General features: G+C 72.2%; 13 protein-coding genes and 1 pseudogene. 8 read left to right on the top strand and 6 right to left on the bottom strand.

Features of this window, described 5'->3' with window-relative positions; all coding sequences use genetic code 11:
• Window positions 1–26 precede the first annotated feature (26 nt).
• The 5 genes from WMF19_RS01100 (at window position 27) to WMF19_RS01080 (ending at window position 8,101) form a co-directional block, all read left to right on the top strand.
• Window positions 27–1,475 carry a cytochrome P450 gene (locus tag WMF19_RS01100; RefSeq protein WP_437897367.1) on the top strand — a complete coding sequence of 483 codons (1,449 nt, stop codon included), beginning with the start codon at window positions 27–29 and terminating at the stop codon, window positions 1,473–1,475.
• A 254-nt stretch (window positions 1,476–1,729) separates the two neighbouring features.
• The gene (locus WMF19_RS01095) at window positions 1,730–1,975 is read left to right on the top strand and encodes a hypothetical protein (RefSeq protein ID WP_437897366.1); all 246 of its coding nucleotides are present in this window, start codon (window positions 1,730–1,732) and stop codon (window positions 1,973–1,975) included.
• Between the two features lie 219 nt (window positions 1,976–2,194).
• Complete coding sequence (locus WMF19_RS01090) at window positions 2,195–3,133, top strand: hypothetical protein (protein ID WP_437897365.1); 939 nt, start codon at window positions 2,195–2,197, stop codon at window positions 3,131–3,133.
• Window positions 3,134–3,236: 103 nt separating this feature from the next.
• Window positions 3,237–6,815 carry a PD-(D/E)XK nuclease family protein gene (locus WMF19_RS01085; protein WP_437897364.1) on the top strand — a complete coding sequence of 1,193 codons (3,579 nt, stop codon included), beginning with the start codon at window positions 3,237–3,239 and terminating at the stop codon, window positions 6,813–6,815.
• An 83-nt stretch (window positions 6,816–6,898) separates the two neighbouring features.
• Window positions 6,899–8,101: an ABC transporter permease gene (locus WMF19_RS01080; RefSeq protein ID WP_437897363.1), complete on the top strand. Its 1,203-nt coding sequence runs from the start codon at window positions 6,899–6,901 to the stop codon at window positions 8,099–8,101.
• A 63-nt stretch (window positions 8,102–8,164) separates the two neighbouring features.
• Here WMF19_RS01080 and WMF19_RS01075 read toward each other — a convergent pair whose 3' ends face one another.
• Both WMF19_RS01075 and WMF19_RS01070 read right to left on the bottom strand, forming a co-directional pair.
• Window positions 8,165–10,522, bottom strand: a complete 2,358-nt coding sequence (locus WMF19_RS01075; protein WP_437327041.1) for a GAF domain-containing protein — start codon at window positions 10,520–10,522, stop codon at window positions 8,165–8,167.
• 540 nt (window positions 10,523–11,062) lie between these two features.
• Complete coding sequence (locus tag WMF19_RS01070) at window positions 11,063–11,392, bottom strand: hypothetical protein (RefSeq protein WP_437901798.1); 330 nt, start codon at window positions 11,390–11,392, stop codon at window positions 11,063–11,065.
• Between WMF19_RS01070 and WMF19_RS01065 the strand changes: the two genes are divergently transcribed.
• On the top strand, window positions 11,366–12,343 hold the full coding sequence (locus WMF19_RS01065) for a DUF4142 domain-containing protein (protein ID WP_437901779.1): 978 nt from the start codon (window positions 11,366–11,368) through the stop codon (window positions 12,341–12,343). The genes WMF19_RS01070 and WMF19_RS01065 overlap by 27 nt on opposite strands.
• Window positions 12,344–12,519: 176 nt before the next feature.
• On the opposite strand, the gene WMF19_RS01060 is transcribed toward WMF19_RS01065, so the two are convergent.
• Window positions 12,520–12,945, bottom strand: coding sequence for a hypothetical protein (locus tag WMF19_RS01060; RefSeq protein ID WP_437327039.1), 426 nt, complete (start codon window positions 12,943–12,945; stop codon window positions 12,520–12,522).
• A 160-nt stretch (window positions 12,946–13,105) separates the two neighbouring features.
• Between WMF19_RS01060 and WMF19_RS01055 the strand changes: the two genes are divergently transcribed.
• Complete coding sequence (locus WMF19_RS01055) at window positions 13,106–13,735, top strand: hypothetical protein (RefSeq protein ID WP_437897362.1); 630 nt, start codon at window positions 13,106–13,108, stop codon at window positions 13,733–13,735.
• Between the two features lie 134 nt (window positions 13,736–13,869).
• Here the strand turns inward: WMF19_RS01055 and WMF19_RS01050 are convergent, their stop codons facing one another.
• Window positions 13,870–14,229 (bottom strand): arsenate reductase family protein, encoded by a 360-nt coding sequence (locus WMF19_RS01050; protein ID WP_272097255.1) that lies wholly within the window; start codon window positions 14,227–14,229, stop codon window positions 13,870–13,872.
• A gap of 758 nt (window positions 14,230–14,987) precedes the next feature.
• Here WMF19_RS01050 and WMF19_RS01045 point away from each other — a divergent pair.
• Window positions 14,988–16,328 carry a sigma-70 family RNA polymerase sigma factor gene (locus WMF19_RS01045; RefSeq protein ID WP_437897361.1) on the top strand — a complete coding sequence of 447 codons (1,341 nt, stop codon included), beginning with the start codon at window positions 14,988–14,990 and terminating at the stop codon, window positions 16,326–16,328.
• A gap of 199 nt (window positions 16,329–16,527) precedes the next feature.
• On the opposite strand, the gene WMF19_RS01040 is transcribed toward WMF19_RS01045, so the two are convergent.
• Both WMF19_RS01040 and WMF19_RS01035 read right to left on the bottom strand, forming a co-directional pair.
• Window positions 16,528–16,665 (bottom strand): hypothetical protein, encoded by a 138-nt coding sequence (locus WMF19_RS01040; RefSeq protein WP_437897360.1) that lies wholly within the window; start codon window positions 16,663–16,665, stop codon window positions 16,528–16,530.
• A gap of 341 nt (window positions 16,666–17,006) precedes the next feature.
• Window positions 17,007–17,093: pseudogene (locus WMF19_RS01035) on the bottom strand (hypothetical protein); the annotation flags it as partial.
• Window positions 17,094–17,096: the final 3 nt, after the last annotated feature.

Here is a 17,096-nt window from a genome sequence, read left to right as displayed (position 1 = left end):
CGCTTTCGCTCTCTCGAAAGGAGACCATGGAGACCGCCAGAGCAGAAGCCGCCCCCGCAGCGGGCGTGATCGATCTATCGACGCTGCCAGGACCGCGGAGGCTGCCGCTCCTCGGCAACCTTCTCGAGATCCGGCCGACCCAGTTCCACCTCACGCTCGAGGGCTGGAACCGCAAGTACGGTGACCTCTACACCTTCCGGCTCGGCCGCACGCCGGTCGTCGTCGTCGGCAGCGCCGAGCTCGTCCAGCGCATCCTGCGCGAGCGGCCGAAGGAGTTCCGTCGCTGGAGCCCGCTGCAGGAGCTCATCGACGAGATGGGCTTCGGCGGCGTCTTCTCGGCCGAGGGCGACCAGTGGACGCGGCAGCGGCGGCTCGTGATGAGCGCGTTCACCCCCGGGCAGCTGCGCGAGAGCCACGGCACGCTCTCCACGATCACCCGCCGGCTCCGGGAACGATGGCGCGCGTCGGCCGCGCGGGGCGCGCCGGTCGACGCGCGGCGAGACCTCGCCCGTTACACGGTGGATGTCACCACCGCCGTGGCGTTCGGCCTCGACATGAACCTCATCGAGCGCGGCACCGACCCCCTGTCGCACCAGCTCGAGACGGTCTTCGCGTCGCTCAACCGCCGCATCTTCGCGCCTTTTCCGTACTGGCGGCACGTCAAGCTGCCCGCGGATCGGGCGCTCGATCAGGCGCTCTCGGAGGTGCGCACGCGGATGCTGGACATCCTCCGGACGGCGCGCGCGGAGCTCGACAGGGATCCGGCGCGGGCCGCGGCGCCTCGCTCGCTGCTGGAGGCGTTGCTCGTCGCGCGCGACGCCGACGACCCGAAGGCGCGGCTGTCGGAGCAGGAGGTACTCGGCAACGTGCTCACGCTGCTGCTCGCCGGCGAGGACACGACGGCCGACACGATGGCCTGGATGCTCCACTTCATGGCCCTGCGCCCCGACGTGCAGGCGCGGATGCGGGCCGAGGTCGACGCCGAGCTGGGTGACGTGGACCTGCCCGAGAGCCCGGAGCACGCGCAGCGGCTGCGCACGATCGGCGCGGTCGTGCAGGAGACCCTGCGCCTGAAGTCCGCCGCGCCGATCCTGTTCATCGAGGCCTGTGCGGACACGGTGGTCGGCCCGCTGAGGCTCGCGGCGGGAGCGCGGATGATCCTGCTGACGCGGCAGATCGGCCTGAAGGAGGAGCACTTCCACGACGCGGCATCGTTCGTCCCTGAGCGTTGGCTGACCCCGCGGCCAGCGGGCGCCGGCAAGCACGACCCGCGCGCCGCCCTCGCCTTCGGCAGCGGCCCGCGGGTCTGCCCCGGGCGCGCGCTCTCGATGGTCGAGAGCGCGATGGTGGGCGCCATGGTCGCGCGCGACTTCGATGTATCGCTGGTCGACCCGGCGCGGCCCGTGAAGGAGCTCCTCGGGTTCACGATGAAGCCGGAAGGGCTGTTCGTCCGTTTCACTCCCCGCCGCCGCTGACGTCCCATCGAGCCTCGTTCCGGGGCAATGCTGGGGTGGATCCCACTGGCCGAGGCGCCCTGAGCCGATCCGGACAAGACGTGCATATCTCCTTCCAATCCGCAAGACTGCGCTACATCCTGGTCCTCGGCGTCGCCGTCGTCTCCTTTGCGCTCGGATGGTTCCTTAAGCCATCCGTCGGCGTCGCTGGCTTTCCGGAGATAGGGGAGCTGCAGCCGTTCACGAAGAGAGGCTGCACCAAGGTGGGAGTGCCATTGACGGAGCTCGGGGCGTTCTCGGAGGCCTCGCTCCGCTACTCGCCCGGCGACAGCGCGCGGCTCCAGGTGGTGGCCTTCCGCCGCGCAGGCCCGGATGCGGAGCTGCTGCAGCTCGACGCGGGCGAATACGATGACGAGTTCGACGCCAGCGGGGAGGTGTTCAACCTGCGCTGGGATGCCGCCAAGGGCTGGCAGGTCGGCGACTGTCACGTGAGCGTGAGGTACTGGCCTGGAAGGCCTTGAGCCGCGCGTCGCGCTCATCCCGCCCAGCCGAGCGGAAGTCCCACGCAACCTACAACGATTTGAACACGACTGGCTCTCCTTGCCGGTAAGCGCATGTCCTCTCCTGCTGCATTACGTGCACCGCTCTACTTTCGCAGCGCAAATCGTCGCCCTCCGATTCGCCCCTTCGCGCCGAACAAAGCTGGACATGCCGCGATGATGAATTAGAGTCGCGCGCCAATGCACAACCGCTCCGACCAGTTCACCAAGAGCTTGCTGCGGGACGGACTGAGCCTCGTCTCGGCGGCCGAGACCGAGGTCGAGGTGCTGGCGGCGACACAGAAGATCGATGTCTACAGCGTGCCTGATCCCGCGCGGGCGTCCGAGCGCGCCGCCATGGGCCTGCTCGGCGAGCTCTCGGCGGATCCGAGCCTGTTCGAGCCGTTCCACGGCACGCCGAGCCTTCGTCAGGTCCGGCAATGCCTGCGCAAGCAGCTCACGTGGCACCACGAGCTCGAGCGCCGCGCCCGCTCTGCAGCGCGCTCCGTCGCGCCGGACGAGGACACGGACACGCCACCGCAGCCGGCGGTCGCCTTCCCTGCGCTGGTCGTCATCGGCCCCGGGCGTCCTGAGACGGTGCTCGACGCCTACCGGTGCGAGCCGGTGCAAGCCGGCGTCTACCACGCCGTACCGGGCCTGGTGATGCGCGTGGTGGTGCTCGCGGAGCTGCCCCGGACGCGTACGACGCTGCTGCTGCGGCTGCTCGGCTCGGGCCGCCGCTTGCGCGAGGCGCTGACGGATCTGGCGGCACTGCCAGACGATACCTGGGAGAAGAGCGTCGCCACGCCGCTGCTGGTACACTTCCGGCACGGAATCCAGGAGCCGACGACCGACGAGGAGGACGATGTGAGCGCAGAGATCCGGGCGTGGTTCAAGGAGTACGAGCAGAAGCTCCGCGCCGAGGAGCGGAAGGAAGGTCGTGACGAGGGGCGCGCCCAGGGGCGCGCGGAGGAGGCGGCGCGTGCCGTGCTGACCGCGCTCCGGGTCCGCGGCATCGCCGTGCCGGACGCCGCGCGTGGGCGCATCCTGGCCGAGAAGGATCCTGAGATCCTGGAACGGTGGCATGAACGCGCCATCGTCGCGGCATCGATCGCCGATGTGCTCCCGGACCTGAGCTGAGCGATGGCAGCCGGCGGCAGACTGCCCAGCTGCTAGTCCCCCTTACCCCTTTCGGGGCCGTCCACCGAATCTCCATCGGCCTCCGCCGCCTCTCGAGCCATCCGTGCCCCACGCCGTCATCACCTCCCCCAGCGCCGCCGCCCGCCTCGATCGGGCCGTGGGCTGGCTGCGCCGCCGGCGCCCCGCCGAGCGCGTTCTCCTCGTCGGCGCCTCGGTCGAGGCCGTGAGCGAGCTCGCCCGCGCGTCGATCCGCGGTCGCCGCGCCACCTTCGGCTGGCACCGGCTCACCCTGGGGCGCCTCGCCGCCGCGCTCGCGATGCCGGCGCTCGCGGAGCGCGGCCTCGTCCCGGCCAGCGCGCTCGCCATCGAGGCCCTCTGCGCGCGCACCATCGACGGGCTCGCGCAGGACGGGTTGCTCGGCCGCTTCGCCCGCGTCGCGGATCGACCCGGGCTCCCGCGCGCCGTCGCGCGGACGCTCGAGGAGGTGCGGCTCTCCGGCGTCGCGGCGGACGCGCTCGCGCCGGCCGATCTCGACGGCATCGCCCACGCGTTCGACGCCGCCCTGGACGACGCGGGGCTCGCCGATCGCGCCATCGTCCTGCGACTCGCGACCGAGCGCGCTCGTGCCGCGGACGACGGCGACGCCCGCTCGCGCCACCCGCTGCTCGGGCTGCCGATGCTCCTGCTCGACCTGCCCGTGCGGTTCGCGCTGGAGCGCGAGCTCCTCGAGGCCGTCGCCGCGCGCTCGCCAGACGCGCTCGCCACCGTTCCGGCCGGCGACGCCGCGTCGCTGCGCCACCTGCAGGCGGCGCTCCGATCGCCGCCGCGGCGGGTCTCGCTGACCGCGGTCTCGGCAGCGCACGACGGCGCCGGCGCAGGCAATGGCGTGGACGACGGCGCCGACGACGGCGCGGGCGACGAGCTGCCGCCGGTGGCGCCAAGCACCTCGCTCGCGCGCCTGCAGGAGCACCTGTTCGATCCGCTGAACGACGAGGCCCCCGGGCTCGGTGACGAGGTCGAGATCCTCTCCGCGCCCGGCGAGAGCCGGGAGTGCGTGGAGCTCGCGCGCATCGCGCTGCGCGAGGCCGCCCGCGGCGTGCCGTTCGAGCGGATGGCGATCCTCCTGCGCGCGCCCGAGCAGTACCGCGCGCACCTCGTCGAGGCGCTGCGCCGGGCCGGGATCCCCGCGCATTTCGCGCAGGGCTCGGTGCAACCCGACCCGGCGGGCCGCGCATTGCTCGCGCTGCTCGCGTGCGCCGCCGAGCACCTGTCGGCGTCGCGCTTCGCCGAGTACCTCTCGCTCGGGCAGGTCCCCGACGCGACGCTCGCGGGCGAGCCGCCGCCCGCCGCGCCCGAGGCCGACCGCTGGGTGCCGCCTGACGACGACCTCTTCCCCGAGCTCCTGCGCGGCGGCTTCGACGATGCGCCTCCGGACGACGACATGGCGGGAGAAGATCTCGGGTTCGATCCGTCGGGAAAAAGCTTCAATCCGACGGCCCTCAACCCCGGTCCGACGGCCCTCAACCCCGGTCCGACCGCCCCCAACCCCGGTCCGACCGCCCCCAACCCCGGTCCGACCGCCCCCAACCCCGGTCCGACAGCCACAACCCCCGATCCGACAGCCCACCCCCCCGATCCGACAGCCCAGGGCCCCGACGCCCCCGTGCACGACGGCACCCTGCGCGCCCCGCGGCGCTGGGAGCGCATCCTCGTCGACGCGGCGGTGATCGGCGGGCTCGATCGGTGGGAGGCGCGGCTCTCCGGCTTCGAGCGAGAGCTCCGGCTGGAGCTCGCACGCGCCCCCGAGGATCGCGACGCCGCGCGCATCGCGCGGACGCTCGCGGACCTCTCGGCCCTCCGCGCCTTCGCGCTGCCGCTGCTCGCGGCGCTGCCCAGCCCGGGCGAGCGCGCGACCTTCGGCGAGTGGCAGCGCCGCCTCTCGGCCCTCGCGACGCGCGCGCTCCGGCGGCCCGAGCGCGTGCTCGCGGTGCTCGCCGAGCTCGCGCCGATGGCCCACGTCGGCCCGGTGGACCTCGGCGAGATCCGCCTCTGCCTCTCGCGCCGCCTCACCGACCTCGTGCTGCCACCGGCCGCCCGCCGCGACGGGCGCCTGTTCGTCTCGCCCATCGAGGGCGCCCGCGGGCGCTCGTTCGACGTGGTCTTCGTCCCCGGGCTCGCCGAGCGGATCTTCCCGCAGAAGGTCGTCGAGGACCCGATCCTCCGCGACGCCCTCCGACGGGCGATCGCCGGGGGCGACTCGGGCCTCGACACGAGCGACGACCGCGTGGCGCGCGAGCGCCTCGCGCTCCGGCTCGCGGTCGGCGCGGCCCGCCAGCGGCTCGTCGTGTCGTACCCGCGCGTGGACATGGATCAGTCCCGCCCTCGAGTGCCTTCGTTCTACGGCCTCGAGCTCCTGCGCGCGGCCGAGGGCAGGCTGCCCGGCTTCGGCGAGCTCGAGCGCCGCGCCGAGCAGGGCGGCGCCGCGCGCATCGGCTGGCCCGCGCCCGCGCGGCCCGAGGACGCCATCGACGCGGCCGAGCACGATCTCGCGCTGCTCGAGACGCTCTTCAGCCTGCCGGAGGCGCAGACGGTCGGCACCGCGCGCTACCTGCTCAACGCCAACCCCCACCTCGCGCGGGCGCTCCGGTTCCGCGCGCGGCGCTGGATCCCTGGCTGGACGACCGCCGACGGGCTGTTCAAGCCGATCGCGGAGGCGCGCGAGGCGCTCGCGAAGCACGCGTTCGAGCGCAGGTCGTTCTCGCCGACCGCCCTCCAGCACTTCGCCGCGTGCCCTTACCGCTTCTTCCTCTACGCCGTGCACAAGCTCGCCCCGCGCCCGGCGCCCGAGGCGATCGAGGAGCTCGACCCGCTCCAGCGCGGCCGGCTCGTGCACGACGTGCTGTACGAGGTGCTGGTCGCCCTGCGCGACGCGGGCAAGCTGCCGCTCGGCCTGCCCTCGCTCGACGAGGCGCGGGCCGAGCTCGATCGGGCGCTCGACCGCGTCGCCGCGCGCTACGCGGACGAGCTCGCGCCGGCGATCCGGCGCGTCTGGGACGACGGCATCGCGTCGGTGCGGGCCGACCTCCGGGAGTGGCTGCGGCGCGCCGCGGAGGACCGCGACTGGGAGCCGATCCATTTCGAGCTGTCGTTCGGGCTGCCGCGCCGCCTCGCCATCCGCGATCCGGGGAGCTCGGACGCGCCCGTGGAGCTCGACTGCGGCGTCCGGCTCCGTGGCTCGATCGACCTTGTCGAGCGGAGCGTGTGGGGCGCGATGCGGGCGACCGACTACAAGACGGGCAAGGCGCGGGCGCCGCGCGACGCGGTCGTGAGCGGCGGCGGCACGCTCCAGCCGGTCCTCTACGCGCTCGCGCTGGAGAAGCTCATGCCCCCGGGCACGCAGGTCGAGTCCGGGCGGCTCTATTACTGCACCTCCGCCGGCGGGTTCACGGAGGTGCCGATCTACCTGGACGCGCGGGCGCGCGACGCGGCCGCGCAGGTGGCAGGGATCATCGGGGACGCGATCGACAAGGCGGCCCTCCTGCCGATGCCGGCGGAGGGGGCATGCGCGCAGTGCGATTACCGGCCGGTGTGCGGGCCCTACGAGGAGCTCAGGACCGGGAAGATCAAGCGGCGCGACATCGAGCCGCGACGGCGTCTGGAGCAGCTCCGCCGGCTCGCGTGATCGCGCGTGTCGCACGGAAGCGTCGCCCCCAGGCGGCGGCCCCCGATCGCCGCGGGCGTCGCCGGGGATGTATACACTCCACCATGCACAGCAAGATCGCTTTGCCCTGCGCCCTGCTCGCGCTCGCGGCGGCGGGCACCGGTTGCAATCTCATTTTCGGCATCGAGCCTGGCACGGAGGGCGCGTCCTCCGCTTCCTCGACGACGAGCACCGGATCCGGGGACGGTGGCTCTGCCCAGACGACGTCGGGCGCCGGCGGTGACGGAGGTGATGGCACCGGCGGTGACGGCGGCGACGGCGCCGGCGGCAGCGCCGGGGGCACGCCCTCGTGTCCCCCGTCGAGCTGCGCCGTGGGGGAGTGCCCCGTGACGCGAATGCCAGGAGAGCTCGGCTCCAACGTGAAGGGGATGGCGGTCACGCGGGATCTCGTGCTCCTGGCCAACAACCAGGCCATCGTCGCCATCCCGAAGGACGGCGGGGCCGCGCGCACGCTCCCGGGCACCTACGGGTTCGGCGACACCGCCTGGGTCACCTACTCGGGCGGGCAGCTCTCGTGGATCAACTGGAGCAACGGAGACGTGCTGGGGATCTCCATCGAGCCGCCGAGCTCCAGCCCGATCCAGATCGCGCAGGTCCCCCTGCAGGAAGGCGAACCGGCGGCCACGGCCTTCGGCCGGATCGCCTCCTTCGGCGACAGCGTCTACTGGGCGACGCAGTCGCCCGCGGCCGTCTGGCGAGCCAAGGCCGACGGCAGCCAGGCTATCGCCGAGCTGGTCGCCTCCAGCGACCGCCCGATCGGCGTCGCCGTCGACGCGACGCACGTCTACTGGTCGGACTACCTGGCGCGCCAGATCCTGCGCAAGACGAAGGACCCGCTCGGCGCCGCCGCCGAGGTCTTCGCGGAGACGAACGGCAACCCGACCGAGCTGGTCCTCGCCAACGGCGTCGTGCACTGGGTGACCGACAACGCCGGCGCGATCCAGTCGAAGGCGACGGACGCGGCGCCGAGCGCCCCGCCCTTCACCACGACGGTCGACACGCAGGCCGTCGCCAAGTCGCTCACGGTGGATGACGAGTTCGTCTACTGGACCGTTTACATGAACAGCGAGGGGCAAGGCGAGGTGCGGAGGGCACACCTCGGCAAGGGCGACACGGTCACCCTCGCGACCGGGCAGCCGTACTTCTTCGAGATCGCCGTCGACTGCGGATCCATCTACTGGAACGTCAACGACCTAGAGGCCGAAGAGGAAGGCGTGGTGTTCCAGATGCCGAAGCCCTCGAACTGAGCACCTGGTCCCCCGCGTCTGCGAAGGATTGCACGCGTCCGAGCCGCCTGGCAGGCGCGGTGGCTACGCGGTGCCCTCCGCCTCTTCTTTTCTGGGCCACGTGAACCGGAACGTCGCGCCGCTCTTGCCGTCCGAGTCCACCCACGCCCGACCGCCGCGGCTCTCCACGATCTTTCGCACGATGGCGAGGCCGATCCCCGTGCTCTCCACCTTGTCCCTCGCCTGCAGCGTCTGGAACATCCCCCACACCTTCTCCTGGAACGCAGGCGCGATACCAGGCCCGTTGTCGGTCACAGAGACCTCGACCCTGTCGCCCTGCTCCCGGGCGGACACGGAGACCGCCGCGTCCTCGCGGCCCGCGTGCTTGAGGCCGTTGGTGATCAGGTTCATGAGCACCTGTTGCAAGGGCACCCTGTAGGTCCGCAGGGTCGCCGGCGGCACGTCGAGCGTCACCCGCGCGGGCGGCCTCGGGGCGATGAGCTCGACCACCTCCCTCGCCAGCCGCTCGAGGTCGACGCTCTCCGGCTTCTCGCGGAACCTCGTGGCGCGGGAGTAGGCCAGGATCCCCTCGATCAAGGCCTCCATGCGCCGCACGCGCCCGCGCAGGAGCTCCATCTGATGGCGCGTGTCCTCGGTGAGCTTGTCCGAGAGGTCCTCCTCGATCCACTGGGCGAGGCTCGCGATGCCCCGGAGCGGCGCCTTCAGATCGTGGCTCGTCACGTACGCGAACTGGTCGAGCTCGGCGTTGGTCCGCTCCAGCGCGCGGATGAGCGATTGCGCCTCCTGGAACCGCCTCGCGTTGTCGATCAGCAGGGCGACCCGGTTGGCGAGCTCCTCGGCGAGCGCGACGTCCGCCTCGCTGAAGCGACGTCCCGACTCCGCGTGGACCAGCGTCAGCGCGCCGATGGTCCGGTCGCGCCCCCGGAGCGGGACGACGACATACGACCTCAGCCCGAGCGACCGGATCAGGCGCAGGTGCTCGGGGCTCTGCGCGGCGGACTCGATGGCGGCGTCGGGGATGTCGGCCATCCACTCGGAGCGGCCGGCGCGGATCACCGCGGGCACGCCCGCCGGGGCGTCGGGCCGGGGCGGGTCCATCGCCCGGAGGCGCTCGGCGAGCTCGATCTTCGCGGGATCGCAGTGGTGGACGGCCACGCGCTCGATGGAATCGCCGTTCAGCATGTCGACCGCGCACCAGTCGGCCAGGGTGGGGACCGCCAGGTGGGTCAGCTGCGTGAGCCGCGACGCCACGTCGAGCGAGCCGGAGAGCGCGGCGCCCGCCTCGCTCAGGAGGCGGAGCGTCGCCTGCTGCCGCTCGAGCTCCGCCGCGAGCATCTCCGCGCGCGCCCGGGCCTCGCGCTCCCGCTCGAGGAGGCGCGCCCTGTCCAGCGCCGACGCGCACTGCGCCGCCACGCTGAGCAGGAACTCGCGCTCTTCGGGGCTCCACGCCCGCTCGTTCGCGAACGAGAACGCGAGCCCGCCCAGCAGCGCCGCGTGGGCGACGATCGGCAGGACGGCGAGCGCCTTCACGTCGTCGCGGACAGGCCGCAGGGCCGCGAGCTCGGGGTACGCGGCGTGCAGGCTTTGCGTCGTGTCCACCCAGATGGGGCGGCGCTCCCGGAGCGCCTCCGAGAGCGGCAGTCGGGCGTCGAGGTGCACCCGCGCGTAAGGGCTCGTGCGCTGCTCCTCGAGCCCCGAGTGGCCGACGAGCGTGGCGACGCCTGCCGCCTCGTCCGCCGTGTACATCATCGACGTCGAGGCGCCGAGCACCCGGTGGATGTCGCTCACGACGGCGGCGGACACCTGCTCGACCGTCACGACGCCGCTCAGCGCGGTGCTGACCGCGAGCAGCGCCTGGGTGAGCCGGGCGCGGCGATCGAGCTCCTCGACCCGCCTCGTGAGCTGCGCGGCGAGCTCGCCGCGCTCGGCCTCGACCTGCTTGAGGCGCGAGATGTCGGCGAACACCGAGATCCCGCCCTCGAGCTCGCCGTCAGGCCCGATGATGGGCGCGGCGCTCCCGAGGACCATGCCATACGTGCCGTCGAAGCGCTGAATCCGGGTCTCCTCGCTCTCGATGACCTGCCGTGCGGACATCGCGCGGGCCATGGCCCAGTCCTTTGCCTCGTACGGGCGGCCGTCCTCGTGGAAGGCGCGATAAAGCGTCCAGTCGTTGATCGATTCGGTCGAGGCGCTGCCGGCCCAGATGCGCTCCGCCGCCCGGTTGTGCAGGACGAGCTTCCCGGAGGCGTCGCAGAGGATGACGCCGTGCGGGCTGTGCTCGAGCACGGCGTCGAGCCACCCGCGATCCCGGGACCCCACGGCGCGGAGCCGCTCGAGCTCACGCTTGAGGGCCTCGAGGTCCGTCGTATCGACGCGGGCGGCGGGCCCGGGGGACGGGCCGGTGTGCGCGGAGGTTCTCATAAGATGATGGCCACCGGCGCCTCGCGGAAGGCCGAGGCGCCGGGCGGGCGGACGTCGCTTGGAGCTTACGCGCATCGATGGCGCGGCGGAAGGCGGCGCGACCCGGCCGAGCGGGTTCCTCAGCGCGCGGCGCGCGTGCGCGGCTCGGCGCACGCGCGCCGCGCACGAGATGTCCGGCTTCCTGGCGGCGTATCCGGGCGCCTGGCGGCTTGTCCGGCTCAGCACAGGCGCGGGCGGACGGCGGCCGACTGCGTCACGCCCTCGCGCGGGCGGGTGCCCGAGCTGGTCCTTGGGATCATGGTCGATCGCCGGGCCGGCCGCTGCGCATCGGCCGGGGTCGACGCGGAGCGGGACTGCGACTCTCGCGGCGATCCCGCGAGGGGCGCAGGAGCTCTCGGGGAAATGACGATGCAGGCTTAGGGCTCCACCTCGCTCACCATCCTCGCTTCCCGAACCCAGATGTTCGGGGCCGATAACCGGCAGGTGAGCGCGACAGCGCGCCGGTGTCGGGCTAAGGAGCAAGCAATGATAGGCAATCGTTCAGGTCGCCTCATGGCGATCATGTTCGCTGGAAGCTTTGTGCTCGCGGGGGCCGGCGGCTGCATCGGCAGCAGCGATGACGCCGAGGCGGATCGCGATGGAACGGCTGGGCACGAGAGGACCGGCACGGGCCCCGACGGCAGGAGCCACGGACAGACGGGCCGAGACGGCGCGCGAGGCGCCGGCGGGAGGGGCGGTCGAGCGCAGGCCGGCGGCAGGCAGGGAGGCCGCGAGCAGCCCGGCCATCAAGGCGGCAGGCAGGGCGGCGAACGGGCCGGCGGCCAGCGCGCGGGCGACAGGCAGATGTGCGGCGAGCAGGCCGGCTATCAAGGCGGCAGGCAAGGAGGCCGCGGACAGAGCGGCAGTCAGGGCGGCAGGGAGGGAGGCCGCGGACAGAGCGGCGCGAAGCAGCAGCTGTCGGACGCGGAGCTCACGATGCTGATCTCGTTCATCCACCAGAAGGAGGTGGATCTGTCGCAGATCGCCTTGGACAAGGCCGAGTCGCCGGATGTGAAGCGCTACGCTGAGCAGCTCATCGAGGAGCAGTCCCAGTCCGAGCAGATCGGCGCGGGCTCGAGGGGTTCACGTATCGAGATGGAGTCGTGCCCGCGCTGCCGAGAGCTCGACAAGAGCTCGACCGAGGTGAGCGGAGCGCTGGAAGAGGAGGAAGGCGCCGAGTTCGACAGGGCCTTCGTCTGGTCTCAGATTTCCTTCCATCGCCGCGCCCTCGAGCTCCTCGACACGCCGCGCGTCGCGAACGCGGAGAACGCCGAGATACGATCGCGCGTGGAGGCGATGCGAGCGGACGTCGAGCAGCGCCTGACAGAGGCCGAGCAACTGTTCTGCTTGCTGCTCAACGAACAGCGGGCAGGCGGCCAGCAGCAACGCACTCAGCAGGAAAGCAGCGAGCCCGGCCAGCAGCAACGCGGCCAGTTCGGCTGGGCGCAAACCGGGCAGCAGCAGGGCATCCAGACTGGCCAGCAGCAGGGCACCCAGCTCGGCCAGCAGCAGCAACGCGGCCAGCAGCAACGCGGCCAGGTCAGCCAGATGCAGCCTGGCCAGCGGCAGGGTACCCAGCTCGGCCAGCAGCAGCAGCAACGCGGCCAGCAGCAACGCGGCCAGGTCAGCCAGGTGCAGCCCGGACAGCGGCAGGGCACCCAGCTTGGCCAGCAGCAACGCGGCCAGGTGAGCCAGGTGCAGCCCGGCCAGCAGCAAGGCAGCCAGCTGCAAGGCCCCCAGGCTTACGCGCAGCGGCAAGGGGAATCGCAGAAGTCCCAGTAACAGGGCTTCATGTCCCGCAGGGCGGCGGCGACGGCGCCTGCTCGCGGCCTCCGCGAGCGCCAAGCTCCCCGAGCGCGACCCCGCCTACCCGATCCAATAACAGCGTCCATGGCCTCGTGACCGCGATGGCGGGCGAGTAGGCCCCTGCCCGGGGTCGCTCAGGCGAGCCGCGCGCGTCAAGGGTCGATCCACGTCCACGGGAAGTCGACCTCCACAAGCGTGTCGGCGCCGTCGAGCACGTCGACGCTCTCGACGCGCACGATATCGCTCATCGGATCTCCGTCGAAATCCACGAGCCAGACGTCGACGTCATAGTACCCCTCGGAGAGGCCGTCGATGGTGAGGCCGAGATCATCGCAGTCTCCCACCGCGTCGACGACGAGGAAGCCCGCCTCGTCCTCGACGCTGACCGCGACCCCGCTCACGTCGTGATCGAAGCACTCCCACGGGTCGTCGCTGCCGTCGATGGTCAGGGCGACGGTGAGCGAGCCGCGCGTGAGGTGATCGTGGTCATCGTCATGATCGACGACGATGCACCCCGTGAGCGAGGCAGTGGCGAGGACGCAGCCAGCGAGACCGGTGAGCACCTTCGAAAGTTTCATGGGGGTCGTCTTCCTTTATCCAAGTCTGGCGCTGTCGCGCCGATGCGCGGCACGGCAGCAAGCGCTATACCAGCGAGCGGCGCGCTGCGATGCGCCGGCGGCGCTCCGCCTTCGCCGGGTGGCACCGCAGTTGCTCTTGTGACCCCCCATGGAGATGAACGTGCCAGTCCTCGATATTTCCTCCCCCAGAGCTGCGGCGCGCGCTCAGCAGCGCAGCAGCAGGCTCGCCGTGCTGGCCGCGCTCGTTGCGCTCGCGCTCCTCGGCGCGACCGGGTGCGTGGCAGAAGTCCACACCAGGGCCGCAGCGCCGGCGCATGCGACCGTCACGTACCAGGAGTTCGCGGTGTACGAGGAGCCGGTCGTTCACATCGCAGCGGCGCCGGTCCACGTCGAGACCTACCCGCGCGTGTACTACCGCGGGACCTACGTCTACTATGTGGACGGCCGCTGGTACTACCCGTCGCACCACGGCTGGGTCTACTACCGCGACGAGCCGCGCGCCCTGGTCCGCTATCGCGTCGACTTCGAGCGACACGGCCATCATCACCATCACCACGTGCACCGCACAACCACGGTCAGGCCGGCAGCGACGGTCCGGGCGGGGGCCTCGGTCCGAGCAGGCGCCTCGGTCAGGCCGGCAACCTCGGTCAGGCCGGCAACCTCGGTCAGGGCGGGGGCGACGGTGACGGCAGGAGCCACAGTCAGGCCGGCGCCTCCGGCGAAGCCAGCGAAGAAGCATCGCGTGGAGCGTCGACGGCACCACGTGGAGGAGAGGCACCCCGAGCGCTGACGGCCGTCTCATCGTTGGCACAAACGTTGCGCATGCACCAGCGACGCGGGGCGTCGCATGACCGCGCTCCCCTCGGGGGCGTCTCGGCCCGCGCGCGGGTCCAGCCTCCCCGGATCCCCTAGCCCGCCCTTCCGCTACCCACCCTTCGCGGCGTCGGCAAAGGCCTTCCAGGTCGCCTCGGCCGCGCCCACGCAGGCGCGCGTCCCGTCGCGCACAATGGGCGTGCGGAGCAGGAGCGGATCGTCGACGAGGAGCTCCGCGATCCGCGCCTCGCTCGGGCCGAGGTGCTGGAGGCCCCGCTCCTTCACCCGCGCGCTCTCCGCGTCGTAAAGCGCGCGCACGCCGCCCACCGCGCGCGCCACGCTCGCGAGCTCCCCCTTGGAGAGGCCCTTCTCGCGCAGATCGACGAGTTGCACCTTGATGCCCCGGTCGGCGAAGAACCGCTGCGCCGCCCGCGTCGCCTTGCACTTGGCCGTGCCGAAGATCTGGATCATGCGCGTCGCTCCTCGGTGAAATGGCTACCTCCGCGCTCCGGAGGGCAGCGCGGGCGCGGAGCATAGCAACCGTTGACCGGACGGCGCAGAGCCAGCGGCGCGCAGGACGCTCCGCGCCGTTCCCGAAACGCTTCACCTCGAAGCGCCCCCGAAACGCTTCGCCCCGAAGCGCCCCCGAAACGCTTCGCCCCGAAGCGCAGCTCAGCAGCGCCGCCGCGCGCACGGGTCGATTCTTCCGACCTGCGGTGCCGTCCGCTGCCGTCTTGGATCGATCCGCCCCGTCGCGGCCGCTCCACCAGGTGGCGACCTCGCTCCGCCCCCTACGAGGCCGCCCGCTCCGGTCTCGCCCCCTCCCCCGCCGGACGGTCCCGGCATGCCGCGACCTCGCCGTGTCCCCCTCCGAGGCCGCCCGTGTCGGTTCGAGGGCGACCCCCTCGCGAGGCCCTCCGCCGTTTCGTCACGTCGCGCCCTCCGGCCCCCCTCCCCGCGCGATCGAGCGTGACGCGTCCGCTCGCCCGGCAATGTATGCTCGTCCGGCAACGCCCACGCGCGCGCCGCCATCCCAGGACAACGAGAACGCGCCGCGCCGAGCGGGGCAACAACACCGAAAAACGTCGGTAAAATGCGCCATGTCGGCGGTCGATTCGTTTTCCTATTTACGTCCTCGGCGGTTAGGATATCGAGGCGCATCGATGATCGTGCCCCCTCACACCCTTCGCGGTCGGGTACGACGCAGCGGCAACACTGGAGCGCATTGAATGAGGTTCCGTCCCTCGCTCTCGACGAGCGAGTCCGAATCGAGTCATCCCGTTTCCATCGCTTCCGCGGGCGGACGCGCGGGCGAGCGCGCGCCGGCTCGGCGTGCGAAGGCCGCCAGCGCGCAAGCCACGCTCGGAGCGACCGAGCTCTACTTCCGGTCGCTCGCCGGCAGCCAGCCGCTGACGCGCGAGGGCGAGGTCGCGATAGGCCGTCGTATCGAGGCGGGCACGCTCGCCTGCTTCGAGGCGTGGGTCCGGTCGCCCGTCGCCCTGCGCGAGCTCGCCTCGACGGCGGAGGACGTCCACGTCGGGGCGCTGAGCCTCCGCGATCTGCTGTGCGAGGCCGACGCGGGTGATCCCGAGGCGGACGCCTCCGCGAAGCGGCTCGCGGAGCTGCTCGGGCTCGCCCGCTCGCTGCTCGGCCGGCAGATCGCCGAAGACGGCGTGGAGACCGCCCTCGCGGGCCTCGCCGCGGGCCTCGCCGAGCTGCGCCTCGATCCGACCTTCGAGGAGCGCATCGAGCGGAGCCTTCGTGCAGCAGCGGCCGAGGCCGACAAGGCCGAGCGCGCCACGATCGAGGCCACGCTCGCGGCGATCGCCCGGGGGCGCCGCGCCGTCGCCCAGGCGAAGTCCGAGCTCGTCCAGGCGAACCTCCGGCTCGCGGTCGCCATCGCGCGGGAGCACCAGCGCTTCGGCGTCCCGTTGCTCGACCTCGTGCAGGAGGGGAACCTCGGCCTGATCCGCGCCGCCGACAAGTTCGAGTACCGCCGCGGCCACCGCTTCGGCACCTACGCCGCGTGGTGGATCAAGCAGGCCATCAAGCGGACGATCCTCAACCAGGGAAAGCCCGTTCGGATGCCGGTCCACCTCACCGCGATCCGGAGCCAGGTGGTGCGCGCCCGGCGAGATCTGGTGCAGGAGCGGGGGCGCGAGCCTTCCGTCGAGGAGATCGCGGAGCGCAGCGGCCTCACCGTGGAGAAGGTGCGGGTGATCAGCGAGCTCGCGCTCGAGCCGCTCAGCCTCGACGCCCCCGTCGGCGAGGAGGGAGATACCCGGTACGGCGATCTGCTGGCCAACGACGAGCCCACGCCCGCGGACATGCTGGCCCGGCGCCGCCTGATCGAGCAGACGCGCGAGCTGCTCGACTCGCTGCAGCCACGCGAGCGCGAGCTCCTGCGGCGCCGCTTCGGCCTCGACGGCAACGAGGACGAGACGCTCGAGGAGATCGGGCAGTCGTTCTCGCTGACGCGGGAGCGCATCCGTCAGATCGAGGCGAAGCTGCTCGAGAAGCTCCGGACGCGCTCGCGGCAACGAGAGCTCGGCTCCTATCTCGAGGGGTGAGGGCGCGGGCAGCGCCGGCGCGCTTCAGAAGCTGTACCCGACCGCCCCGCCCAGCCGGTGAGACGAGCCGGCCACGCGACCTCGACGTGGTTGGGCACAAGGGCGACCTCGACGTGGTTGGGCACAAGGAAGAGCAGGGCGTCGACGAGGAGGCACTCGTTCTTGCCTTCGCACAGCCAGTCGTCCCGGCTCCCGAAAATTATGCGCCACTGCACGGGCAGGCCGGGCCGAGGGCCACGCGCGCGCCGAACGCGCCGCCGGCCTCGGGGAGCCTGTCGCTCAACGTCCCGGCGAAGAAGTAGACCGGCGCGACGGCCAGATAGAAGTAGTGGTTCATCGTGCCGCTCTCGCCAGCAAAGCCGACGCGAAGCTCGGGACTGAGCGCGTAGCGCGCGACGCGCATCTCGCCGTCGAAGCCACGACGATCGTCAACGTCGGTCGAGCCGGCGCTCGCCGAGAGCCCCGCGGAGAGGTACGGGACCTACGACGCGCTGTCGGGGCCGGTAGACCCGCACCAGCCGAGGAACAGCCCGCCCTCGAGGACCCGCACTCCGCTGCCCGCGCGCGCACCGAAGGCGAGATCCATCTGAAAAGGCCGCATCGGATCGGCGAGGGCAGCGCCCGGGGCGAGGGCGCCGGCCATCCCTGACACGGCCGCGAGCTGCCACGCGGCGCGCGTCACTGTCGCCCGGTCCCGATCTGACTTTGGCCGTCGCTGCCCCAGCAGAACACCCCGCCCTCCTCGTCCAGCGCGCAGGTGCGCTCCCG

The organism is Sorangium sp. So ce124, assembly GCF_051525235.1.
GTDB lineage: Bacteria > Myxococcota_A > Polyangia > Polyangiales > Polyangiaceae > Sorangium > Sorangium atrum.
The sequence above is the reverse complement of the archived record's forward strand: the minus strand, read 5'-3'. Positions and strand labels throughout refer to the sequence as shown.

Coding starts and splice junctions, on each gene's coding strand:
- WMF19_RS01100 (WP_437897367.1), top strand. CDS start 27: ATGGAGACCGCCAGAGCAGAAGCCGCCCCCGCAGCGGGCGTGATCGAT.
- WMF19_RS01090 (WP_437897365.1), top strand. CDS start 2,195: ATGCACAACCGCTCCGACCAGTTCACCAAGAGCTTGCTGCGGGACGGA.
- WMF19_RS01080 (WP_437897363.1), top strand. CDS start 6,899: ATGCACAGCAAGATCGCTTTGCCCTGCGCCCTGCTCGCGCTCGCGGCG.
- WMF19_RS01075 (WP_437327041.1), bottom strand. CDS start 10,522: ATGAGAACCTCCGCGCACACCGGCCCGTCCCCCGGGCCCGCCGCCCGC.
- WMF19_RS01065 (WP_437901779.1), top strand. CDS start 11,366: ATGTGCGGCGAGCAGGCCGGCTATCAAGGCGGCAGGCAAGGAGGCCGC.
- WMF19_RS01060 (WP_437327039.1), bottom strand. CDS start 12,945: ATGAAACTTTCGAAGGTGCTCACCGGTCTCGCTGGCTGCGTCCTCGCC.
- WMF19_RS01050 (WP_272097255.1), bottom strand. CDS start 14,229: ATGATCCAGATCTTCGGCACGGCCAAGTGCAAGGCGACGCGGGCGGCG.
- WMF19_RS01045 (WP_437897361.1), top strand. CDS start 14,988: ATGAGGTTCCGTCCCTCGCTCTCGACGAGCGAGTCCGAATCGAGTCAT.
- WMF19_RS01040 (WP_437897360.1), bottom strand. CDS start 16,665: ATGAACCACTACTTCTATCTGGCCGTCGCGCCGGTCTACTTCTTCGCC.